A 23,631-nucleotide genomic window follows, 5' to 3' on the forward strand; every position below is an offset into this window, starting at 1 on the left:
GCATGTTGAATTTCAAGACAAACCGGACGTTCTCGGTCAGCGGCCCGGCATTGCCGGAGCTGGAAGGCATTGCATCGGTGCTGCACCTGAGCGCGATCCGGGGCACCGAACAGCTCTCCACGCTGTACGCGTACGAACTTTGGCTGACGACTCCAGTCGATCCGCTGCTGCCAGGCGACTTGCTGGCCAACCTCGATCTCAAGGCGATGCTCGGCAAGGAACTGACCGTCACGATCCAGCTCGACGGCATGGGCAGTTTCGTTGCCGGGATGGCAGGGCAGACGGGGGCGGCCAATCTGGGGGCCGGCACGCGAGAAATCAGCGGCGTCGTGACGGCAGCCAGCTACGTGGATCAACTGAATCGACAGTCACGTTACCGGGTCGTGCTGGAGCCCTGGTTCGCACTGGCGCGTGAGCGAACCGACTATCGCATCTTCCAGCGCAAGAGCGTGCTGGACATTCTGCGCGAGGTGTTCAGTCCGTACTTGTACTCGTTCGAGACGCGCGTTGGCCGCACCTACAAGCCGCTGCGCTATCAGGTCCAGTACGGCGAGTCGGATTTCGCGTTTGCCCAGCGATTGATGGAGGAACACGGCATCACGTGGTTCTTCGAACATTCGCAAGGCGTGCATCGCTTGGTGCTGGTCGACGGTCCAGGCGCCTATCGGACCGTGGAAAGCGTCGCGTACCAGACGCTCGCCTACTACCCGCCTGGCCAGAAGATCGACCGGGAGCACGTGGATCGCTTCGAAGCGACGGAGCGCCTGCGGTCGGGTGTCTGGACCACCGACGATTTCGATTTCGAGAAGCCGGGTGCGACGCTGACCGCGCGGAACAGCTTGCCGCGTGACACGGCGCACAACCAGTTCGAACGATACGAGTGGCCGGGCGACTATACGGAAACGGAGGACGGCCACGCATTCGCACAGGTGCGCATGGAGGAGATTCACGCGCAGGGCGAGCGCGCGACGGGCGAGGGCAAGCTGCGCAACGTGGTGTGCGGCACGACGTTTGTACTGGCTGGCCATCCGATGGCGAGCGCCAACCGTGAATATCTGGTGATCGCGTCGGAACTGGACGTGAAGGAGACCGGGGAGACGACGGGATTCTCCGCCTACGCGATTCGCAGCACGTTCACCGTGCAGCCATCGAACACCGTGTTCCGCCCGCCGCGCACCATCGCGAAACCCCGCACGCGCGGCCCGCAGACGGCGATCGTGACCGGTCCGGCTGGCGCGGAGATCTGGACCAACAAGAACGGCGAGGTGACGCTCAAGTTCCATTGGGACCGGTCCGACGTGAGGGACCAGAATTCATCCTGCTGGGTGCGGGTGTCGTATCCGTGGGCCGGCAGCAACTTCGGCGGCATTCATATTCCGCGTGTGGGCACCGAGGTCATCGTCGATTTCGAAAACGGCGATCCGGATCGACCGATCGTGACAGGGCGCGTCTATAACGCGATGACGATGCCCCCGTGGTCGTTGCCGGCGCACGCGACGCAAAGCGGGATCCTGACGCGCTCGACCAAGGGCGGCGGATACGGCAACGCCAATGCGATCCGTTTCGAGGACAAGAAAGGCGCGGAGCAGGTCTGGATCCAGGCCGAGCGCAATCTGGATGCGGTGATCGAGGCCGACGAGACGCACACCGTGGGACATGACCGCACGAAGCGGGTCGGCCATGACGAAACCGACCAGATCGGACGTCACTGGAAGCTGTCGACCGGCGGCTACAAGTTCGAGACGGTGACGCTCGCGTCGGTGAAGAGCGTGGGCATGGGGGCCATGCTCAACGTCGGGATGGCATACAACGTCAACGTGGGCGGGCTGTACCTGCGTAACGTCGGGCTGCACATGGCAAGCACCGTGGGCCGGAGCCGGACCGACCGCGTCGTGCGGGACTGGACGGCCGATGTCGGACACACCTACACGGTGACCGTGCGCGGCAAGGCAGTGGGCGACGCGGTGAGCGCCGATCAGGCGAACCCGATCGAGCCGTCGCCCGACTTCGCGCCGCAGCTGCCTGCGCCGGTATCGAGCTCGAACGCCAACCAGCTGCGCATCGCGGACACGGGCGAAAGCAGCCTGTCGGGCGCGAAACAGGCACAACTGACGGGCCCGGGCGGGACGGTGACGATCGACGAGTCCGGCATTCACCTGAAAGGCACGGCGATTTACCTGAAAGCGCCGACGATCAGCATGACGAACGGCGATGCCGGCGGCCTCGCGCCGGTGACCGAAGCCGATTGCGCGGAATGTGCGAAGAAGACCGTCAGCGCGAACCCGGTCGACCTGGCGACGGGACAGAAGGTGCTGTCGCATACGGACTTTACGTTGCCGGGCCGCGTATCGATTCACTGGAGCCGAAGCTACCGAAGTGCGGACCAGCGCCAGGGCAGTCTGGGCGTGGCGTGGAAGTTGCCGTATGCGACCGAGGTGCGCACGAGTTCGGCGGGATTGGTCTACTTCGATGCGGACGGGCGGCAGTTGCAGTTTCCGGCGCTGAACCCCGGTGAAGAACACTTCCATCCGATCGAGAAGATCACACTGGCGCGCGGTGAGGACGATGCCTCGGGCCGTACCTATGTGCTGTGCTTCGGCAACGGCGTCGAAGAGCATTATGGCCGTCACCCGGTCGACGAGACGCGCTGGCAGTTGCAGCGCATCACGACACGCGACGGGCAGAGTCTGACGCTCGGCTATACGGCACAGGGCTGGCTGGAAACCGTTCGCAACAATCGGCATGCCGTACGCTGCGAACTGGACGAAGCCGGCCGGATCACGAGCGTGTTGCTCGACCAGGGTTTCGGGAATCAGCCGCTGCACCTGACGAGCTACGTCTACGACGAGCACGGCGATCTGATCGAGGCCACCGATCGGGAGAACCTGACGTGGCGCTACGGCTACGACACCCATCTGCTGACGACCTACCGTACGCCGGCAGGCGCGACGCACGTATCGGAGTGGAGCGACGACACGCCGAATGCGTATTGCCTGCGTACCTACGCCTATACCGAAAACGCCGACGGGCAGCGGGTCGTCACGCGCGAGACGCGTTTCGATTACCTGCCGTCGCTGCGTGCGACACGGGTAACGGATGGATTGGGGCACACGACCGAATACCACTACAACGGTCTGTGGGCGGTCGAGAAGATCGTGCATCCGGACGGCAGCATCGAGCAGACGCATTTCGACGAGACGGGGAGCATCGCGGGCCATACGGACGCGCTCGGCCGCACGACGCGGATGGTGAACGATGCGCGGGGCAATCCGACGTCGATCATCGACCCGGCCGGCCAGGTCACGCGCATCAGCTACAACGACCGGAACCTGCCGGAACAGATCACCGATCCGGCAGGCCAAATCTGGCAGCGCGGCTACGACGCGCAAGGCCACCTGACGAGCGAAACCGATCCGCTCGGCAACGTGACGCGTTACGCATACGAAAACGGCTTGCCGGTCGCTCGCACGGACGCACTGGGCAACGTGACGAAGATGCAATGGGACGACGCTGGCCAGCTTGTGGCGCGTATCGATTGCTCGGGGCACACGACGACCTACCAGTACGATCAATTCGGCCAGTTGATCGAGACCACGGATGCGTTGGGTCAGGTCAGCCGCCACAGCGGCAGCCTGTCCGCGCGCGTGACGGCGGTGCAGCCGGCCGGCATGGGCTGGTGGAAGGTCGAATACGATGAAGCGGGCCGGGCGGTCGCGCATACGGATCCGCTCAAACGCGTGACGCGCGTGGACTGGGATGGATACGGGCAGCGAACGCAAGTCGTCGATCCGGCGGACGGCACGCAACGGTTCCGGTATGACGCGATTGGCCGTCTGACGAAGCTGACCAATGCGAACCAGGAAGCGACGACGTTCCGTTACGACAGCCGAAACCGGTTGATCGAGCAGACCGGTTTCGACGGCCGTCGGCAGAGCTATCGGTACAACGCGGCGGGGGAACTGGTCGAGCGCATCGATCACGGCCAGGATGGGCAGATCACCACGCAGGTGACCTACGATGTGCTCGGCCGCCCGGTGGAGCGCAGATCGAGCGACGGCAGTCAGGCGAGTTATCGGTACGACGCGCGAGGACTGTTGACGCAGGCGCAGGCGGTTTCGCCGGGGCATGCGCCGGTGCAGGTCACTTACGAATATGACGCGGCCGGGCGCCGCACGGCGGAGGTGCAGGCGCATCACGGCCGGGTATGGCGGTTGACGCACGGGCTGGACGAGATTGGCAACCGGTCATGGACCCATGTGCCGGAGGTCGGCTCGCTGGTGTGGCAACGCTACGGCTCGGGGCATGTGCACGGCATTCTGCTGGACGAACATCCGCTGGCGAGCTTCGAGCGCGATGCGCTGCATCGTGAGATTCAGCGAACGCAGGGGCCGGCGTCGCATCACTTTGGTTACGGCGCGAATGGTTTGCTGGCGTCGCATCGCTGGCAGAACCTCGATGAACGAGGGCGCTCGCTGGAGCGTCCGCGGCCGTGGCGGGCGTGGGCGTATGACGCGGCCGGTCAACTGACGGCACTGGACGATGCGTGGCGGGACAAGAAGGCGTATCGGTACGACGCACTTTCCCGGCTGACGCACGTCACGGCGGCAAGCGGAACGGAAGCGTTTCATTACGATCCGGCCGGGAACCTGCTGGGCGCTGCCCCGAGTTTGGACGGGGTGCAGGCGTGGAAGGCGAGCGGCGATCGCTTGCTGCGGTTTGCGCCGCAGACGCGTCCGGATCGACCGGTGGACTTTACGTACGACGGGCACGGCAACCGCATCGCACGGACGGTGCCGTTGCCGGCGAAGCCGGAGCTAACGGAGGCGGAGCAGCGCAGCCAGCGCGGGACGGAGAACCTGCTGCGCGTGATGGAAGTGCTGACGGGGACGCCGAAGTACGAGGAGCCGACAGAAGCGCCCGACGTGACGCGGTATCGGTACGACGGCAGCCATCAGTTGATCGCGATCGAACACGCGGATGGCGCGAGGAGCGAGTACGAATACGACGCGCTTGGGCGGCGGGTGGCGAAGCATCACACGCAGGCGGGCGGCGCGCGACAGACGACGCTGTTCATGTGGGACGGCGACTGGATGATGCAGGAAGTGCGGACGGGGCGCACGTCGCATGAGGACAACGCCGTGACCTACGTGCCGCACCCGGACCATGAAGGCCCGTTGACGCGGCTGGCGGACGGGCAGGCATGGCATTACGTGACGGATCATCTGGGAACGCCGCAGGAGTTGTACGACGAACAGCGGGAGGTGGTGTGGGCGGCGGATCTGAGCGCGTATGGGCGTACGGCCCGGAGACTGGCGCATGCCGTTGACAATCCGATACGGTTTCCGGGGCAGTACTACGATGAGGAGTCGGGGCTGCATTACAACCGGTTCAGGTACTACGATCCGATGGTGGGGCGGTATATCAATCAGGATCCGATTGGATTGGCTGGAGGGATAAATATATACGCATATGCTGGTGCGTTGCCTAACCAAGAATCCGATTATTTTGGTTTGTGGTTTGGACTGGATGATTTGGTCTTTTCCGTCGGCGGAGCGGTCGTTGGGGGAGTGGGGCAGGGTGTTAGTGATCTTCTTGGCTGGCAGCTAAGTGGTTGGGAGGATTATGCGGGTTCTGCTATCGGGGGGGCTGCGGGAGGGGAGGCTTTGCTTTATACGGGGCCCTTGGCGGCTGGTGCTGTTGGTGGTTTGGTAACGAATACATCAAAACAGGGCCTGAAATATCTAACTGGAAAGCAATGTTGTTTTGATTTCATTTCCACGGCCTCTGATGCGGGCATTGGTGCGCTAACGGGTTTTATCCCAGGTGTAAGAATCCCGGGGATTACTGCTGGGAGAGGTAGTTTTAATTCGGTATTTAGGCAAATGGTCACCAAGGCCAGAAATGGAACTGCATCCAGTATCTCGGGTGCCACAGCGATGAAGATGTTTGCAGGGCGCGCTGTTGATACCGCGATGCTCCCAGGCGTAGGCGCCGGGGCCGTTGCGGGCTTGGGGGCTTCTAAGCTTGGAATCGGGAGTGGTGATGCAACTGCATGTCCAAAGAGGTGCTACTGATGACTGTACTGTCGAAATTGTGCCAGATAGATCGGCGTATATTTCATTAATGATTTTCGTGGGAGGGTGGCTGTTTTTAATTGCCGCTTTCTGTGTAATATTTGTTGGCGGCTGGCAGGCATACAAATTCATGATGCTATCGATTGCAATTGAGTTTGTGTTATTTGTTTATATTAGGAGAAATTCAATTGCGTTGGGGAATAATGCGATTGTAGTAAGAACTATGTTTTCCGTCAGGAGGATATCGATTTCCGAGTTGACTGATGTCAGATTGGAGGTTGGGGTGAAAAAATATGTGGATAGATTTAAGCCGATGTTTAGGTTGGTATTTGTTTCTGGGTGTGGGGATGTGGTATTAAATGCAAAATTATATAGCCATAATGATTTGAATGCGGTTATCAGATTTGTGGAGAATCGGATCTGAGTGTGTATGGACGTGCGGACCCTAGAGGCGAGTGTATGCCACTGGCAATCCGATTCGGTTTCCGGGGCAGTACTACGATGAGGAGTCGGGGCCGCATTACAACCGATTTCGGTACTACGACTCGAGGTCGGGCGGTACATATCTCAAGATCCCATCGGACTGCGCGGCGGGATCAATGTCTACGCTTACGTCAAGAATCCGCTTATCTGGATTGATCCGCTTGGATTGCAGGCAACGGGACCCGTGTTATTGGGAATGGGAAACCTATATCGATCAGATGTAATTCTTCCGTCAGTAACGATAACGCAAAATTCCAATCTGGCGGGTGCGCTTAACAACATAACGAATCTTCCTTTTCCATCAGAGGTACTTCCTCCTGGACAATGGGTGGGCGTGAATTTTCCTTGGCAGGAGCCGCAGACGTATTGTGCTTCGGGATATTACGAAGGCGACGAATTTTGGAATAACAAGCCGACCGATGATTCAAATTTGACTTGTAAGGTGAGGAGGGGAAATTTGACGCAGACATTCTCAGTGAAGGGGGCGGATAAGAGGAAATTCATTTGTACGAAAAAGGCTCTGAGATGAAGCGGGTGGTGAAGGTTATTGTATATATTTTTCTTTCTGTTTTGGTGGTGTTGTTTGTGTTGGCAAAATGTAGTGAGCCAAATATAAACGAGCTAGAGGATCAATGCCTCAAGGCTTGCGGCGATCGCGGCATGTTTGGGGTTTTAGAGGCGCCTTTTCCAAATTCGACTAGAAATACCGCTGCAAACTACAAGTGCAAATGTTATTGAGGGGATCATGAAGATCCACCGAAGCAGTCGGCAGATAGGTGCATAGCACTGCGTAACGGATCGCCAGGATTGAAATTGGGCAAACGTCAACCTGGCCCGAGCTTTACATTGGCCCCACCATTGGCGCAGGGCCAGAAATCAAGACACCGGTATCGCCGGCTGTTTCCGTGCCGATATTTTGAGGTGTCTATGTGTGAGCTGATTCAGTTCGTCAGAGTACTTATCTTCGTGGTTTGCGCGGTGATGATAGTTGGTGGCGTTATTTTGGCGTTTCACTTTTGTAAGAGGCGGGGGGCGACATGAATACATTCTCTGGCATGTTTGAGATGTATCGCCGCGTCTTCATGTTTGAGAGCTAGGCGTTCTCCATAGCTATTTTGGTTTGTATGTATGGTTCGGCCATTTTGATTCTAACGGTATTTGCGCTTACTGCATGGGGTGTGGGAAACGGGTGCGAATTTCCTCTTTCTAGAAATCAGGCGCGGTAAGTCAATCGATTTAGGTGAAGCAATGTTCGGCATCATTTCCTCGTTTCAATCCACGAAGGCGAGCCTTCGAGCTAAATTCTGCGCGGTGCTGATTGCGGCGCTTGCTCCGTCGCTCTGCGCTGCCGAAGGTTATGTTCCAAGTGAAGGTGAAACTGCTCTTCTAACGCTTATCCGACGGGACGATGTACGTGCTTTCGCAGAGGGGCAAAAGAACTACGCCGCGCAGGCCTTCAATATCGACGTTGCGACAGCACCGGAAATTGCTCGCTTCTACGAAAGTGGAGACGACGCCAAAACCAATCAACGGTTTCTGAGCAGGCGTGTGCTTGTGTCGGGCACGATCGAGGCGGTGTGGGCCGACGGTCCGGATCGCACGGTGCTCGCCTATGCCGACACCGGGGCAACGCAAGTGCGCGCGATTGCCCACGGTGAACAAACATCGCGCATGACCGCATGGCAGGTGGGGGGCAAGGTTGCGCTGGTTTGTACTGGCGCCGGTGGGACCTCCCGTGCCGTCACCTTTGACGATTGCGAGAACGCGGACAACGTTGCCCGGCGCGAATGGGATCGCCTGGATACTTGGTTTGCCGATTTCTATCAAGGCAAATATGTCCCGAACATCATGGTGGTCACGATGGCCGTCAATATCGCGGCGCGCGCCAGCAGATTACCTGCTGATCATAGTTGTGCTACCGATTCCGAGAAATGTCGCGAGGCTGTGATGGCGATCGGTTCCCTGACTAACGATAAAGGTCTTTTGAAGGATATCGTCCAGCAACTCGTGGCGAAGGGGCTTGATTTTGGCTTGCTGGCCCCCGTGCAACTGAAACCGTAGACAGTCGAAGAACGGGGCCATCAAGTCGAAAGAGAAGCGACTTTAAATCATAAAGGATGTCGAAACGATTTTATAATGAGCATATTTTCATTCATCAGCATATGTATGGCCATTAGTTTTGCTGTCGCGTGTTCATTTGTTTTTTTTGAGGAATGGCTGGCATCAAAATAAACTCACGTGGAGAGATTTCAAGGCATGGATAAAGAACGTTATTGATTCGCTCTTCGGGATGGGATAGCCGCTTGCAAGGAACGCAGTCAGGGTCGGGGCCTGCTTGCCGTCACTGAATAAAGCGATTCCGCCTCGAGTGGCCAGTCGGGTAGGGCGTGTCCCCACATTTTTGAACTGCGTCTCGTCAGCACACGGCGCCCGTTAACGGTTGTTCACCAATTAGATTTCCATGAATAGTTCCACCGCAGCATCGCCTCGCGACCGTCAGGTCGCTGTCGTACGCGGAAGGTGATCGTGCAAGCCTCATGGATCCTTGGGGGTAACCAGAAAAAGCGTGACTGGATCCATCAAGGCTATTAAAACTCTATCTGCAAAATCGGATTATGCGATAAATCGTGCGACAAAATTGAAGGCGCGTGTAGACCCTAAAAAGGCATCGATCAAACGAGAATTGACTGTGCAGGCAGCGTGGCAGGGAATCAAGCAGGGTGGGAAGTGTATGTTTGGTGAGGAGAAAAAGTGCGAAAAAGAATAGATGGGATGTGGTTGTATATATTATTTTTTGCGCCGCTTGCATTTTTTTATGATCCGGTGAAGAGATATTTTGGGGGTGGGGTGTTGTTTGTTATTTGCTCCGTTATTTATATGTGTATCTGTTCTGTTTTGGCGATTTTTTTGGGGAAACCCAGAGGGCGTGAGTAGCGTTATGTTTTTGAAGTGTGAAATTTTGTCCGCGGACAATTTATTTTGAGGTGTTTACGAATGTCAACTTTCGTTGCAACCCTCGGCACGTTGACTACCCATGGCGGCGAAGTCACGTCAGCTAGCGCTGGTGTCGCGATCAATGGTCGTCCCGCGGCATGCGTGGGCGATTCCGTGTCGTGCCCGCTGCATGGCCCGGGCGTCATTACCAACGGTGGCTTTGGCACGATCAACGGCCGTCAAATTGCTCATCATGGCAGCGACACGAATTGCGGCGCGACTCTGGTGGTGTCCGACGACGGCCCTACGGTTTGATCTTCCTTATGTTGAGTGCAATGAATCGACTTTTGAATTCACCCGAGCATGACCCAGGCCATTAGCATGCCCAGGATCGTGTCGGCTCGACGCGCGCTCGCACCACCGCGACGACCGAACGGCACCTTTCTCTCCGACAAGAATTTGGACCGGCGCACCAACTCGCGCCGCGGTCGCCTATTGGGACCGCTTTCGCCGCCCGAAGACGAGCAGACGAGGCTGGCAACGGTAATTGGTCACCGTAATGCCTTGCTGGAGGCAAGCAGAGTGTTGCTTCGAGCGTTTGTCGATATGCCAGCGCTAATTAGCATCGGCCAGGACGAACGCTTGCGCGACCTGCTGATGGACGAGGTTCGCGTGTTCGAGCGCCTGTGTGTGCGGGCCAGCATTCGCGATGAACACATGATCGGCGCACGATATTGCCTATGCACGGCGCTGGACGAAGCTGCAATGCGTGAACTTGCGGCGCGAGGCGACACGTCGAGGAGTGTCATATGGGCTTCAGACGCGCTGACTCAACGAATCGGTGAGGACAACCATGGCGGGTCGAAGATCTACGCGCTGTCGCTACGCTTGTTGAAAGATGACGCCGACCACTGGCCGTTGCTCGAAGTGATCTACCGGATTTTCAGCCTGGGATTTGAAGGTCGGTATCCGCATGGCAGGACGTTCGGCGCGCACGACCGCGTACGAGAGCGAATTTACAACGCGATTGCCGTTCATCTGCCACCTGTTCCCGATGCGCTTTCACCCCACGCGCAATCTATCTCAACGGATCGGCGAACTTCCTGTTTCGAAATTCCGGTGTGGATGTCGGTGGCATTTCTGTCAGTGACGCTCTGCGCACTGTATGCCTTTTGTCGCATTGAGTTGGGCGCGCAAGCGGACGACGTGCAGCGACAACTCGCCAACATTGCACGCGTAGCGACAAGCAGCGCGATCGATCCGCCGAAGGCCAGTCCAGCACGGTAGTGCGAGTTGGGCGCCATGCACTGCACACATGAAGAAGATTCTCTCGTTTCTACGTTCGCGTCATCCATGGGCAATCGCGACGGTGATCGTTGCCGCTGTCGTGATCTGGTTTGCGGGCCCGCTGCTGAGTTTCGGTGGGCTGAAGCCGCTCGAGTCGACCGGCATTCGGCTGACTTTGGTCGTATTGGTTTTCTCCGCATGGATCCTGTGGTTGATCGACTGGTCGACGAGCATCGTGATCGTCGCGCTGCTCTGCCTTGCGATCTGGCATGTCTTTCCATTGCTGACGCTGGCTGGCAAGCCGGTATTCGCATCCGTGACGATCCGCATTCTTGCCGTGGCCGGTGTTGTGCTCGTTTATGCGGCCTCTATGTTGATTCGGTGGTGGAGGCGCATGCATCGGCACCCGAGCCAGCTCAGACGGTTGCTTCGACTCGGCAAGCGGGGCGATCGGCCATTGGCCGAATCGCGTCTGGCGGAGATCGAAGACATGTGTCGCGCGGCGATCACGCAGTTGAAGGCCCGGCGCGGAGGCGCCGGGAGGCTGGCGCGGCTGTTTCGAGGAGCCGCGTATCTCTACGACGTGCCGTGGTATGTCGTGCTGGGCTCGAAGGGGGCAGGCAAGACCACGGCGCTGCTCAACGCGGGTCTGGCTTTTCCGCTCGATGCGCAACTTCAGCATTCGCTCGCACCGGATGACGCTCGGACCTTGCCGGGTTGGCGGTTGACCAACGAAGCGATGCTGATTGATACGCCGGGCCACTACGTACAGCACGGTACGTCGTGCTACTCGCTGACGGCTGAGTCATCGCATATGTCGATTGACGGGAAACGGCACGAGCGATCGGCCGACGTGAGCGCCGTTCGCGAGCAGGCTGATACCGCGGAGTGGAAAGGATTTCTTCGGCTGCTTCGCGGTATCCGGCCCCGCCTGCCGCTGAATGGCGTGCTGTTGACGGTCAATGTCGCTGCCTTGACGCATGCCGATCTCACCGTACGTGCGACCGAGGGCCGTGCATTGCGGGCACGTCTCGATGAGATGCAAGCCGAGTTCGGGACCGGATTTCCCGTCTGGTTGATTGTCACGAAATCGGACCGGCTTCCGGGCTTCACTGACTATTTCGCTTCGCTCGGGGAGCCGGAGCGTGCGCAGATATGGGGCGTGACGTTGCGATCCGACGCGGAAGTGTGCGCGGACGATGCGATCAGGACAGAACTGAACCTGCTGGCCACGCGTCTTGCCGATGGAGTGAGTGGCCTGCTTCGCAACGAAACCGATGTGACGCGTCGCCGCCAACTGGCAATGCTGCCAGAGGCGTTTGCCGCCCTCACGAACCCGTTGGCTGACCTGATCGAACAAGTGTTCGCCGGAGCCGCCAACGGTTCCCCCGGCGCACCGCATCCGATGTTCCGCGGCGTCTACCTGACGAGCGCGGGACAGACCGGCCGGCAGGTTGCTGCGGAACGTCAAACGCTGTTGCAACGCATGATTGGCGCATTCGGCGTGCAACGGAGTACCCCCAGACGAGACCTTGGAGAAACCAGCTACTTCCTGCGCGATTTGTTTTTCGGGGTCGTATTTCGTGAAGGGCATCTCGCACACCCGAACCGGAATCGGGAGCATCGCGCGCGACTGCAGCGGTGGCTGGGACACTCGCTCGCATGGCTGATCGCGGCGGGGTTGTGTGCGCATCTTTGGAATGGCTTCGTTGCGCAACGGACATCCCTTGCCACGCTGGGGCAAAAGGTACGCACACTGGCCGCTTTGCTGGCACGAAGCGATCTTTCCACTTATCCGGAGCGTGTGCCGACGGCGCTGGAAAGTGCGCATGAACTGTTGCGCGACACGACGCGCCTCGCCACCGATTCTGACGTCGCCCTTCGTGTCGGAGCAGACCGTCTCGAAATGATCGAGTCCGACAGCCGCCATGCGTACGAGGCCCTGTCGGAGCAGGTTGTGTTGCCGCAAATTGCCCGCCGGATGGAGCATGTGATTGCAGATGCTGCTGCGAGCGGTGATGCCAAGGCCGCTTACGACGCGTTGCGCGTGTACTTGATGCTTTTCGACAGGGCAAGGTTCCACGCGAATGACGTCAAGATGTGGGTGCTGGAAGATTGGGCGCGGCACGACAGCGCGGCGATGTTCGGAGGGCGTGCCGCAATGATCGACCACGTACAGCGATTGTTTTCCGAAGGACACGTCGTTCAGTCGCCGCTGTCCCGTAACGAGCGGTTGATCCAGCAGGCGCGGGCATTTCTCGATGGCAGTAATTCGATTGATCGTCTTTACCAGCGCGCTAAAGCGGCGATGTCCAACGATGCGCCGGACGAGTTTTCGCTACTGCATGCGGTGGGGCCACGAGCGGGCGTGGTGTTTACTCGAGCCAGCGGAGCGCCGTTATCCAGTGGCGTGCCGGGAATCTTTACGCTGAAGGGTTATCGGGCGGTGTTCAGCAAGCGCTTGCCAGAATTCCTTCAGACGGCAAGCGAAGACGATGCCTGGGTGATGGGGCGCCGGACGCTGGATGATTCCGCCAAAAATGCAGCTGGCGCATTGAACGTGTCGATCCGAAACGGCGACGCGCTGTCGACAGCGATCACGCGTCAGTACCTGACCGAATACGCTCGGCAATGGGACGCATTTCTTGACGACATTCGCGTCGTGAGCGGAACGAGCCTTGCGTTTAACTTGACGGTACTGCGAACCCTCGCTGCACCCGATTCGCCGCTGATCCGTCTCGTGCGGGCGGCGGCAAACGAAACGACGCTGACGCAGCCGATGACGAGACCGGACGGTTCCTTGCTGGAAAAAGCGACTGGGGTTGTCAACCAAAAGGCCGAGAAGATGTTGGGCGCGCGTGCATTGGAGCACGTTGAGCGCGAGTTGGTCGATAGCCATTTCGCGGCATTGCGTGAAGTGGTGATGGGCCATGCTGATGCACGATCGGACGCGCCGCTGGCCGGGACGTCGGCGGGCAAATCGGGCCTGGAGGGCATCACTGGTTTGTTGAATGATTACTACAAAACGCTCACGATTTCCGACAATGCGCTACTGAACAACAATATGCCACCGGTAAGCGAGAACGCTGCGAAGCTCAAGATGACGGCTGACACGATGCCCGCGCCTTTCCGGGCAGTCTTGCGGCAACTCGCTGATGATGGCTCGCGCGGGGTGAATGAGGGTATCGGCCAGTTACTGTCACGCCAGATGCAGACGGCAGTCGTGGACACGTGTCGAATGACGATCGAAGGAAACTACCCGTTCTCACCCGACAGCAAGCGCGACGTCGGCATTGACGATTTCACGCGCATGTTCGCGCCAGGCGGTGTGATCGATGACTTCTTCACGAAGACGCTTGCACCGTTCGTCGACACTGCCGCCAAGCCATGGCGCTACCGGACGCTGCCGGGCGCGACCGAACCCGTTCAGGGGCCGGACCTCGAGCCATTCGAGCATGCGAAGGCGATTCGCGACATCTTCTTCACCGATCCCGATCGCAGGCGGCCGAGCTGGAAAGCGGATATCCGAATTCCTGAACTCGACCCGACGATTTTGCGCTTGTCGCTCGATATCGACGGACAGACAACGCTCTATCGACATGGCCCGGTCGCGCCCTTCGCAGTTACATGGCCGGGACCGCGCGGTGGCAACCACGCTCAGATCAGCGCGAGCCCGCGCATCCGGCCGGACACGTCGACGATTGCTGCCGACGGGCCGTGGGCGTTGATGCGGTTGCTCCGGAAAGGTCGTGTGGTCGAGGCTGCCACACCGGGCCGCACGCGAGTCGCGTTCAGCTTTGATGGTCGTGAGGCAGCACTCGACATCGCGAGCCCGGGAAGCGTCGCGAACCCGCTGACGAGCGATGTCCTGACGACGTTCCGGTGTCCCGGCTCGATGCCTGCGTTCAATCTGCCAGATAGTGGTCCGCCGCCGGGATTGCCACAAGGCGCGTTGCCAGTAGCGAGTAAGAGCAGGCTTTGAATGCGCCGTGAGCGGTCAGGAGTCGATTCGCTCACGTTCTTCCGATTCGAGGTTTCGGGCCCGCTCCTGGAGGGCTGGAGTGCTGCGCGCCAGATCCGGGGCCGCTGGCGTTACTGCACGGCCGGACCGCTCGCGGGCACCGTCGGCATCGCCGGCGCGATCGGTGCGCCGTTGGCAGCCGGCGCAGTCGTCGCCCCGGCCGACGCAGCCGCCGGCGCACTCGCCGGCATCGCCCCGTCCGCACCCGGATCCTCGTACTGCGGCAACCCCGGCGCGGCCGGCGCATTGCCCGGTGCCGTGCCCGATGTGCCGCCCGACTCGCCCGGATCCTCGTAATTCGGCAAGCCCGGCACGGTCGGCGCGGCCGCCGGCACCGCACCCGATTCACCCGGCTCGGTGTAGTTCGGCGGCGCGGCCGATGCCGACTGGCCGCGATACGTCAGCGACTTGCGCTGCTGCAGATACGCATCGCGGACGAACGAGTACGGATCGAGCGCCGCCTGCTTCAGCAGATCGGTCGCGCCGAGCAGGTCCGAACGCGCGCTGATGAACTGCGCGATGTACATCGGATTGCGCGCGGCCGGCTCGATGTAGTTGAGCAGGTTGAAGCGGACGTCCACCGCGCGGCCGACGCCATCGCGGATCGTGCTCGGCCCGAACACGGGCAGCACGAGGTACGGGCCGGACGGCACGCCCCAGCGCGCCATCGTCAGCCCGAAATCCTGGTGATGCTTGGGCAGCCCGGCCGGCGTGGCGATGTCGATCAGGCCGCCGACGCCGAACACCGAGTTCATCGCCACGCGCATCAGATCCTGCGTCGCATCGGTGATGCGCAGCTGCAACAGGTTGTTGGCCATGTTGCCGAGATCGCCGAGGTTCGAGAAGAAGTTGCTGATCGCGGTGCGCACGGGCGTCGGCGTGACCTTCTGGTAACCCTTCGCGATCGGCACGGCGATGTTCGTGTCGACCGTGTCGTTGAACTTGTACATCGCCCGGTTCATTGGCTCGAGCGGGTCGTTGGGGTTGCGGTTCGGGCCCGTCGCGCAGCCGCTCAGCACCGCGCTGGCAGCGACGGTCGCCGCAATGATTCGCACCTTGTTCATTATTTCCTTGCGATTGGTTCTTTGGCGCGTTTGACGCGCGGTTTGCCCATCAGGACGGGCTGAAACACCACGGCGCCGATCAGGGTGCAGGTCAACGCCAGCGCGAGCAGCTTGCCCATGCTCGACGTGCCCGGATGATGCGACAGCCACAGGCTGCCAAAGGCGGTTGCGGTCGTCGCGGCGCTGAACAGCACCGCGTGCGTGAGGCTCGACTGCAGCAGGCCCGTCTGGCCCGCGCGCCACGCCATCACGAAGTACACCTTGAACGCCACGCCGACGCCGAGCATCAGCGGCAGCGCGATGATGTTCGCGAAGTTCAGCGACATGCCGAGCACGACGCACATCTCGAGCGTGACGAGCCCCGACACGAGCAACGGCACCAGCGTGCGCAGCACGTCGCCGAAGCGGCGCAGCGTGATCCACAGCAGGATCGTGATCGACAGGATCGACCACAGCGCCGCGTGCAGGAACGCGTTGATGATCGTGTCGGCCGAATGCAGGATCGAGATCGGGCCGCCGATCGCGCCCGGCTCAGCGGCCTTCACCGCCTTCGCGAAGCGGCGCAGCATCGTGTCGTCGTTCGGGTCGACGCCCTTCGGCACCTTCGGCGAAATCTGCACGAGCGCGTGACCGTCCGGCGCGATCCAGTCGCGCACGAGCTGTGGCGGCAGCGCGTCGCGCGTGATGTCCTGCGGCTGCAGCAGCGTCGCGAGCTGATTGAGCGCGATGCGCAGCGTGTCGGAGAAGGCGCGTTCGGCGCGGTCGCGCGTCGCGCTGTCGGCGGCGGCGAGCTTCGCGAGCGATGCCGACAGATGCTGGGCGGCGGCCGCGCCCGGGCCCGGGTGATCTTCCGCCGCGTAGCTCAGCAGGTCCGACACGCGCTTGAGCGCGGCGACGCGCTGCGCGTCGGTCGCGGGCGGCGCGGCCGGTTGCGTCAGCGCGGGCAGCAAGTCGCTCGCGGCCGCGGCGATCGCCGCACGCTTGGCCGGCTGGTCGGCCGGCACGAAGGTCGACAGCGTCGTCGTGCGGCCGACTTCCGGCAGCGCATCGAGGCGCTTCGCGGCCGCGTCGGCCTCGGCGAGCGACGGCGCGAGCAGCGTGACGTCGTTGACGGCCGCTTCGGGCGAATCCTTCAGCGCGAGCAGCGTCGCCATCGATTCGCTGTTCGGATCCTTCAGGTGCAGCGGATTGAAGTCGAAGTGCAGGAACGCGAGCAGCGGCAGCGCGCCGATCACGACCGCGAGCGTGCCGATCAGGATCGGCTTGCGATGGCGATCGAGGAAGTCGTCGACCGGCGCGAGCCACGGAAAGCCCGGCGTCTTCGATTCGCCCGGCGGCGCGAACAGGCGCAGCAGCGCGGGCAGCAGCGTGAGCGTGGTCAGCAGCGCGACGAACATCCCGACGCCCGCGATCAGGCCCAGCTCGGACACGCCGCGATAGGCCGTGGGAATGAACGAGAAGAAGCTCGCCGCGACCGCCGTGGTGGCCAGCGCGAGCGGCATGCCCATCGAGTGCGCGGCGCCGATCAGCGCGTGATCGATGCGCGGATCGCGGAAGCGCTCCTCGCGGTATTTCACGCCGTACTGGATCGAGAAGTCGACGCCGAGGCCGACGAACAGCACCATGAACGCGACCGAGATCATGTTCAGCGAGCCGACCATCGCGAGGCCGAGCGCCGCGGTCACGACGAGGCCGACGAACAGCGTGACCAGCACCGAGCCGATCATCCGCTTCGAGCGCAGCGCGAGCCACAGGATCACGAGCACGGCGAGGAGCGTGAGCGCGCCGTTGAGCGCGGCGCCGTCTTCCACCGATGCGAATTCGTCGTCGGCGAGCGGCTGTTCGCCGGTCAGGCGCACGACCGCGCCGTAGCGTTGCTCGAGGCCGAGCGCTTTCGCGGTGTCGCGGATCACCTGGGTCGTTTCGGCGCCGGCCTTCAGCGCACCGTAGTTGACGACCGGCTGCACCGTCACGAACGCGCGGGCGGGCTGGCGTGCGGCATCGCTGTCGACCAGCCCGCGCCACGAGAACGCGGCGGGCTTGCCGGCCAGCACGTCGTCGACCGTCGCGGCGCTGCGCGCAAGCAGCTTCGCCATCGCGGGCAGCTTCACCTGGCCGGTCAGGAGCGGCTGGCCGAGCGTCGTGGACAGCGTGGTCGCGAGCCCGGTCAGGCTCGGGTTCTTCGCGAGCTCGTTGACGAGCGGCCGTGCGCTTGCGAGCTGCGTCGTCGTGTCCGTCACTTCCTGCGGCGACAGGAACAGCAGCCCGTTGTGCTCGAAGAACGGGCCGCCGCCGGGTTCGGCGACCTGGCCGATGCGGCCGGCGTCGGCCTGCTTCTGCAGGGCTTCGGTGAGCGTATGCGCGGCGGCGGTCGCGAATTCGGGCGCCGGGGCCTCGACCACCGCGAGGATCGTGCCGTTGCGTTGCGGGAAGGCCTTATCGACGGCCTGGCCGAGCGCGGCCCACTGGGGTTCCGCGTCGACGAGCTTGCTGATGTCCGTGCTGATCTTGAAGTGCTGCGCGACGTAGACGCCGCTGAAGACGGCGACGACGAGCGACAGCACGACGACCCAGACGGGGCGGCGTACCGACCATGCGACGAGTCGGACGATGAGAGATGTCACCATGTGGCGGTGGGGAGGGGCTGGCAAGGACAAAACAACGAGTATACCGGCGCAACGTGGCGTCGGTCGCGACGATGGAGCGTAAAGGGGCGGGAAGGATATTTGCTCCGCGGCGCAGGAATCGGCTCCCAGCGCCCGGCGATTCGTATGGGGATACTTACATAATCGACCGGCATCGTGCCGTGGCGGGGCCTGTGACAAAAGGGGTTGAAAGGTAACAGTCGGTCACCGCGCGGCAGGCCGGCCGCCGGGCCGCTATACTTCGACCCACCGGCCGATGCCACCGATGCAATCCGCCGGCCGTTTTTTCTCATCGAGTGCGATATCCGTATGAAACGTCATCTGTTTGCTTTCGTCGCGGCGGCCGCCGTGTCGGTTTCCGCTTTCGCGCAGAGCGCGCCCGTCGACATCGTCCGCAATGCGGTCGAAGGCACCGTCAACGCGATGAAGGCCGATCCGGGTGCGCGCGGCGGCGACATGGCGAAAGTCACGCAAGTCGTCGAGCAGCGCTTCCTGCCCGCGACGAACTTCGAACGCACGACCCGCATCGCGGTCGGCGATGCCTGGAAGCAGGCGACGCCGCAACAGCAGCAGGAGCTGTACAAGCAGTTCAAGCTGCTGATGACGCGCACCTATGCCGCGTCGCTCGCGCAGCTCGGCGGCCAGGACGCGAAGTTCTCGTTCAAGGCCGGCGGCGCGTCGGGCGCCGATGCGCTGGTGCAATCGACGGTCACGACGCCGGGCGACAGCCAGTCGGTCGGCTATCGCCTCGGCAAGGTCGGCAACGACTGGAAAATCTACGACATCGACATGTCGGGCGCGTGGCTGATCCAGGTCTACCAGGGCCAGTTCAAGGGCCAGCTCGCGTCGGGCGGCATCGACGGCCTGATCGCGTATCTGCAGAAGCACAACGCGCGGACGAACTGATCGCCGCCGGTCGGCCGGCATGTTCAGCATGCCGGCATGCATCAAGGGCGCCCTCGGGCGCCCTTTTTCGTTGCGGGTTCGGAATGACGCGGCACCCGTGTCGGGGCGCTACCGCAGCCGATGCTCGACCGCGAACTTGATCAGCTCCGCCTGCCCTTCGATCTCGAGCTTGCGCTTCAGATTGAGCCGGTGCGTTTCCACCGTGCGCACCGACAGCCCCGTCTGCTGCGCGATCTGCTTGCTCGACAGCCCCTCGGCCAGCGCGTCGAGGATGTCGCGTTCGCGCGGCGTCAGGCGGTCGAGCGGCGACGCGGCCGCGCTCGCCTGGATCATCCGCGCGGCGAGCCCTTCGCTGAAGAACGTCTGCCCCGTGAGCACCGCGCCGATCGCGCGCACGATCTCGCTCGCGGGCGAATCCTTCAGCAGATAGCCGCTCGCGCCTGCGCGCACGGCCTGCGTCACGTATTCGATGTTGTCGTGCATCGACAGCATCAGCACGCGAATCCCCGGAAAGCGCTCGTGGAAGACGCCGGCGAGCGTGATGCCGTTCATCCCGTTCATGCCGACGTCCATCAGTGCGAGATCGGGCTCGAGCGACGCGGCGAGCGCGAGCGCCTCGTCCGCGTTGCCGGCTTCGCCGACCACGGACAGGTCGGCCGCCTCGAGCCGCATCCGCAGGCCGTCGCGCACCAGCGGGTGATCGTCGACGAGCAGCAGTCGGGCGGCGGGCTGGACGGTATCGGGGGCGCTCATGGGCAAAGGTCTCCGGTGATGGGGCGCGTGCTCAGGCGGCGCGCAGCGGCACGCGCGCGGCCACGACGGTGTGGCCGACCTGCGACGTGATCGTCAATGTGCCGCCGAGCGCGTCGAGGCGCTCGCGCATGTTGCGCAGCCCGATGCCGCGGCGCGCATCGGTCTGCGACCGCTCGGCATCGAAGCCGCAGCCGTTGTCGGCGATGGTCAGCGTGGCGGCATGCGCGCCGACGTCGAGCGTGACGGCCGCGCGCGACGCCTGCGCATGATGCACGATGTTGCTGAGCGCTTCCTGCGCGATCCGGAACAGCGCCGTATTGACCGGCGCGGGCAACGGCCGCGCGCCGCTGTGCGCGACCTGCGTATAGCCGATGTCGATGCCGCTTTCCGCGCCGAGCTCGCGCACGAGCTGCTCGAGCGCGGCCGCGAGGCCGAGATCGTCGAGCATCGCCGGGCGCAGCGCATGCGAGATGCGCCGCACTTCGCGCAGCGTGTCGCCGAGCCGCCCGACGCCGGACGCGAGCGCCTGCTCGGCTTCGGGCATGCGCGTCGCGCCGCGCTCGAAGCGCGCGAGCGCGGATTCGAGCATCAGCTTCGCGGACACCATCATCTGGCTGATCCCGTCATGCAGTTCGCGCGACAGCCGCTCGCGCTCCTGCTCCTGCGATTCGACGACACGCTGCGCGAGCTGCTTGAGCTTCGCGTCGGCGCTGCGCGATTCGCTGACGTTCAGCACCAGCGCGCAGACGGCGATCGCCGCCGCGCCGGTCAGCGCGATCGCGGTGAGCCAGCTCATCGTCCGCTCGATGTTCGCGGACGCGCGCGCGTCGATGCGTTGCAGCGCGGTGTCGACGTCGTCGAGATAGATGCCGGTGCCGACCATCCAGCCCCAGCGTTCGAGCGCGACGACGTAGCCGAGCTTCGGCGCGGGCTTGCCCGTCGACGGCCGCTGCCACGTGTAGCGCACGTAGCCGCCGCCGTGCGATGCGGCGCCGATCAGCTGCTGGATCGTCAGCGCGCCTTGCGGGTCGCGCATCGACCAGTAGTTGTGGCCGACGCGCTCGGGCTCGCGCGGATGCATCAGCGCATTGCCGTGCAGGTCGTAGACGAAGAAATACCCATCGGGGCCGAAATCCATCTTCTGCAGCATCGCGAGCGCCTGCGTGCGCAGCAACGCGTCGTCGCGCGCATTGCGGCCGCTCGCGTCGTACAGCGGCATGATCGCGCTCGTCGCGAGTTCGACGTAATGCTTCAGCTCGATTTCCTTGCTCGACAGGTAGGCGGCCTGGATCGTCGCGTGCTGCGTGCGCGCGAGCGACGTCGCCTGCTGGCGCACGCCGAAGCCGATGCCGGCGATCGCGAGCAGGAATGGCACGATCGCCAGGAGGAAAATCTTTGCCTTGAGTCTCATGGTGGTGTGAAGCGGGCGCGGGCCGGCCGGCGCATGTGTCTGTCGCGCGGCGGCGGCGAGCCGACATTGTCGGCGATTTCGCACGCGGGCGATCGGAAGGCCCGGCGAAGGCGTGCCGGCCCGTCGTGGCTCAGGCGCGCCGCGGCGTGCGATCGACGCTCACGGCCGTCTGCACGACGACCCGGTTGCGCCCGCGTTCCTTCGCGCGGTACAGCGCGTCGTCGGCGAGCTTCAGCGCGGCCTGGATGCTGTCGTCGCGCTCCGGATAGCAGGTCGTCACGCCGATGCTCGCGGTCAGGCAGTCGGACGAGCCCGTGGCGTGCCGGATGCCGAGATCGAGGATGCCGGTGCGGATCGCTTCGGCGATCGTCACGGCGCCGGGCGTGTCGACGTCGGGCAGCACGACGACGAACTCCTCGCCGCCGTAGCGGGCCGCATAGTCGGCCGGGCGCCGCAGGCAGCCGGCGATGCAGCGGCCGACCGCGGCGAGCGCGTCGTCGCCGGCCTGGTGGCCTTGCGTGTCGTTGTAGCGCTTGAAGTGATCGACGTCGACGAACAGCAGCGACAACGCATGTTGCGAGCGTGCCGCGCGGCGCCATTCGCGCTCGAGCGTGACGTCGAGCATGCGGCGGTTGTCGAGGCCGGTGAGGCCGTCGGTGCGCGCGAGCGCCTGCAGTTCGGTTTCCGCGCGGTGACGCTTGCGCAGTTGCACGTCGAGCAGCAGCGACAAGCCGACGAAGCCGAGCGCGAGCATGACCATCGCCGAGCCGATCGGGATCGCGCGGTCGTACCACGCGGCGTAGGTGTCGGCTTCCGAGCGCGCGACCATGATGATCAGCGGCAGATTTTCGAGATGCCGGAACACGTACAGGCGCCGAACGCCGTCGATCGACGCGGTATCGGCGAAGCTGCCCTCGTTCGCGGTCATGAAGTGGCGGAACGTGCTGGCCTTGCTGATGTCGCGGCCGACGATCGCCGGATCGTACGGCTTGCGCGCGACCATCCGGCCGTCGGTGTTGATCAGCGCGACGGAGCCGCGATCGCCGAGCGCCAGGCGCGAAAACAGGTTCTGGAAATATTCGAGCCGGATCGACATCACGGCGACGCCGCCGAACGACCCGTCGGGCCTCGTGATCCGCCGGCTGAGCGCGATGCTCAGCGAGCCGCCGCGCAGCCGCGAACGGTACGGATCGCTGACGTACAGGCCGACGTTCGGGTGGTCGCGGTGCACCGTGAAATACGGTTCGTTGCGGAAGTTGGCCTTGCGCGGCACATCGCTCATGCCGTCGACCGCGATGTCGCCGTTCGCGTCGAGCACGTAGATGCCGCCGAGGTATTTGGCCGTCGTCGCGCGGTCGAACAGCACCTGGCGGCGCAGCGACATCGGCAGCGCGGCGACCGCGGGATCGTTCGAGCCGTCGACGACCGCCTGCAGCGACAGCGAATAGATCTCGATGTTGCGCTCGATGTCCCACGACGCCATCAGCGCGATGTTCTGCTGGGTGGTGCGCGCGCGATCGCGTGCGTCGATGCGGCCTTCGTACAGCACGATGGCGCACAGCAGCAACAGGAGCAGCGCGATCAGCAACCCTGAATAGAAGATCAGGTGCGGCAGCAGGAACCGGCGAAATTGCGCGGCGATGCGGCCCGTCAGGCCGGATTCGCTGGGCATTGCGTAGTCGGTTTCTGCCATGGTCCGTGGATCGATGGGCATCGCCGCCAGGCGGCGGGCCGATGCGATTGTTCGTATGATTTGCCGGCGGCGATCCGGTGCGCGGTCTCCGATGCGCACGCCGCCCGATCGACCGGAGAACCGGAGCCGATCATCCAAAATTGCGGCCGGATAAACCGCAAAAATCGCTCCATTCACCGGGAGGATTGGCCGCGATTCGACGATCCGACGAATTCCGCGGCGCGGATTGTTCCGAGTATAACGCGCGTATTTGTATACGCGGAGAATGTTGCGGACCGTTGATCCGGATCAAATTATCGCCGTGGCCAATACTTGCCAATCGCGCGTGGAGCGTTGCGGTGCAAGGCTTTGCGCCAGGCG

13 protein-coding genes and 2 pseudogenes are annotated in these 23,631 nt (G+C 62.7%); 10 read left to right on the forward strand and 5 right to left on the reverse strand.

Features of this window, described 5'->3' with window-relative positions; translation table 11 throughout:
- The first annotated feature begins 2 nt into the window (after positions 1 to 2).
- The 9 genes and pseudogenes from tssI (at position 3) to tssM (ending at position 14,760) form a co-directional block, all read left to right on the forward strand.
- The gene (gene tssI / locus WS46_RS02830; RefSeq protein ID WP_059689218.1) at positions 3 to 6,074 is read left to right on the forward strand and encodes a type VI secretion system tip protein TssI/VgrG; all 6,072 of its coding nucleotides are present in this window, start codon (positions 3 to 5) and stop codon (positions 6,072 to 6,074) included.
- Complete coding sequence (locus tag WS46_RS35025; RefSeq protein ID WP_156443066.1) at positions 6,043 to 6,498, forward strand: hypothetical protein; 456 nt, start codon at positions 6,043 to 6,045, stop codon at positions 6,496 to 6,498. Before tssI ends, WS46_RS35025 begins: the two co-directional genes overlap by 32 nt.
- Before the next feature lie 46 nt (positions 6,499 to 6,544).
- A pseudogene (locus WS46_RS36845) lies at positions 6,545 to 6,738 on the forward strand (RHS repeat-associated core domain-containing protein); the annotation flags it as partial.
- 323 nt (positions 6,739 to 7,061) lie between these two features.
- Positions 7,062 to 7,295 (forward strand): hypothetical protein, encoded by a 234-nt coding sequence (locus WS46_RS35910; protein ID WP_179949112.1) that lies wholly within the window; start codon positions 7,062 to 7,064, stop codon positions 7,293 to 7,295.
- 510 nt (positions 7,296 to 7,805) lie between these two features.
- Positions 7,806 to 8,618: a hypothetical protein gene (locus WS46_RS02835; RefSeq protein ID WP_059689219.1), complete on the forward strand. Its 813-nt coding sequence runs from the start codon at positions 7,806 to 7,808 to the stop codon at positions 8,616 to 8,618.
- A gap of 505 nt (positions 8,619 to 9,123) precedes the next feature.
- Positions 9,124 to 9,324, forward strand: coding sequence for a hypothetical protein (locus WS46_RS35030; protein ID WP_156443067.1), 201 nt, complete (start codon positions 9,124 to 9,126; stop codon positions 9,322 to 9,324).
- A 227-nt stretch (positions 9,325 to 9,551) separates the two neighbouring features.
- Positions 9,552 to 9,806 carry a PAAR domain-containing protein gene (locus WS46_RS33310; RefSeq protein ID WP_082725247.1) on the forward strand — a complete coding sequence of 85 codons (255 nt, stop codon included), beginning with the start codon at positions 9,552 to 9,554 and terminating at the stop codon, positions 9,804 to 9,806.
- 48 nt (positions 9,807 to 9,854) lie between these two features.
- Positions 9,855 to 10,778 carry a type IVB secretion system protein IcmH/DotU gene (gene icmH, locus WS46_RS02840; protein WP_059689220.1) on the forward strand — a complete coding sequence of 308 codons (924 nt, stop codon included), beginning with the start codon at positions 9,855 to 9,857 and terminating at the stop codon, positions 10,776 to 10,778.
- A gap of 28 nt (positions 10,779 to 10,806) precedes the next feature.
- Positions 10,807 to 14,760: a type VI secretion system membrane subunit TssM gene (tssM, locus tag WS46_RS02845; protein WP_059689221.1), complete on the forward strand. Its 3,954-nt coding sequence runs from the start codon at positions 10,807 to 10,809 to the stop codon at positions 14,758 to 14,760.
- Between the two features lie 110 nt (positions 14,761 to 14,870).
- Here the strand turns inward: tssM and WS46_RS02850 are convergent, their stop codons facing one another.
- Both WS46_RS02850 and WS46_RS02855 read right to left on the reverse strand, forming a co-directional pair.
- Complete coding sequence (locus tag WS46_RS02850; protein ID WP_059689222.1) at positions 14,871 to 15,863, reverse strand: VacJ family lipoprotein; 993 nt, start codon at positions 15,861 to 15,863, stop codon at positions 14,871 to 14,873.
- Positions 15,859 to 18,490 (reverse strand): annotated as a pseudogene (locus WS46_RS02855) (MMPL family transporter); the annotation flags it as partial. The gene WS46_RS02850 and the pseudogene WS46_RS02855, both read right to left, overlap by 5 nt.
- Before the next feature lie 327 nt (positions 18,491 to 18,817).
- Here WS46_RS02855 and WS46_RS02860 point away from each other — a divergent pair.
- The gene (locus tag WS46_RS02860; protein ID WP_059529002.1) at positions 18,818 to 19,414 is read left to right on the forward strand and encodes a phospholipid-binding protein MlaC; all 597 of its coding nucleotides are present in this window, start codon (positions 18,818 to 18,820) and stop codon (positions 19,412 to 19,414) included.
- A 108-nt stretch (positions 19,415 to 19,522) separates the two neighbouring features.
- Here the strand turns inward: WS46_RS02860 and WS46_RS02865 are convergent, their stop codons facing one another.
- The 3 genes from WS46_RS02865 to WS46_RS02875 all read right to left on the reverse strand — a co-directional run bounded on the left by WS46_RS02865 (position 19,523) and on the right by WS46_RS02875 (position 23,271).
- Entirely contained in the window at positions 19,523 to 20,167 is a 645-nt protein-coding gene (locus WS46_RS02865; RefSeq protein WP_059689224.1) for a response regulator transcription factor, read from the reverse strand.
- A gap of 31 nt (positions 20,168 to 20,198) precedes the next feature.
- Positions 20,199 to 21,578: a cache domain-containing protein gene (locus WS46_RS02870; protein WP_059528996.1), complete on the reverse strand. Its 1,380-nt coding sequence runs from the start codon at positions 21,576 to 21,578 to the stop codon at positions 20,199 to 20,201.
- A gap of 130 nt (positions 21,579 to 21,708) precedes the next feature.
- Positions 21,709 to 23,271 (reverse strand): sensor domain-containing diguanylate cyclase, encoded by a 1,563-nt coding sequence (locus tag WS46_RS02875; RefSeq protein ID WP_059689225.1) that lies wholly within the window; start codon positions 23,269 to 23,271, stop codon positions 21,709 to 21,711.
- Between the last annotated feature and the right edge of the window lie 360 nt (positions 23,272 to 23,631).

The sequence above is a fragment of the Burkholderia sp. RF4-BP95 genome, from assembly GCF_001521985.1.
GTDB lineage: Bacteria > Pseudomonadota > Gammaproteobacteria > Burkholderiales > Burkholderiaceae > Burkholderia > Burkholderia diffusa.

Bases quoted from the DNA above. Each gene is read 5' to 3' on its own strand.
- WS46_RS02850 (WP_059689222.1), bottom strand. From the start codon at position 15,863: ATGAACAAGGTGCGAATCATTGCGGCGACCGTCGCTGCCAGCGCGGTG.
- tssM (WP_059689221.1), top strand. From the start codon at position 10,807: ATGAAGAAGATTCTCTCGTTTCTACGTTCGCGTCATCCATGGGCAATC.
- WS46_RS02870 (WP_059528996.1), bottom strand. From the start codon at position 21,578: ATGAGACTCAAGGCAAAGATTTTCCTCCTGGCGATCGTGCCATTCCTG.
- WS46_RS02865 (WP_059689224.1), bottom strand. From the start codon at position 20,167: ATGAGCGCCCCCGATACCGTCCAGCCCGCCGCCCGACTGCTGCTCGTC.
- WS46_RS02860 (WP_059529002.1), top strand. From the start codon at position 18,818: ATGAAACGTCATCTGTTTGCTTTCGTCGCGGCGGCCGCCGTGTCGGTT.
- icmH (WP_059689220.1), top strand. From the start codon at position 9,855: ATGACCCAGGCCATTAGCATGCCCAGGATCGTGTCGGCTCGACGCGCG.
- WS46_RS33310 (WP_082725247.1), top strand. From the start codon at position 9,552: ATGTCAACTTTCGTTGCAACCCTCGGCACGTTGACTACCCATGGCGGC.
- WS46_RS02875 (WP_059689225.1), bottom strand. From the start codon at position 23,271: ATGGCAGAAACCGACTACGCAATGCCCAGCGAATCCGGCCTGACGGGC.
- WS46_RS02835 (WP_059689219.1), top strand. From the start codon at position 7,806: ATGTTCGGCATCATTTCCTCGTTTCAATCCACGAAGGCGAGCCTTCGA.
- WS46_RS35025 (WP_156443066.1), top strand. From the start codon at position 6,043: ATGCAACTGCATGTCCAAAGAGGTGCTACTGATGACTGTACTGTCGAA.
- tssI (WP_059689218.1), top strand. From the start codon at position 3: ATGTTGAATTTCAAGACAAACCGGACGTTCTCGGTCAGCGGCCCGGCA.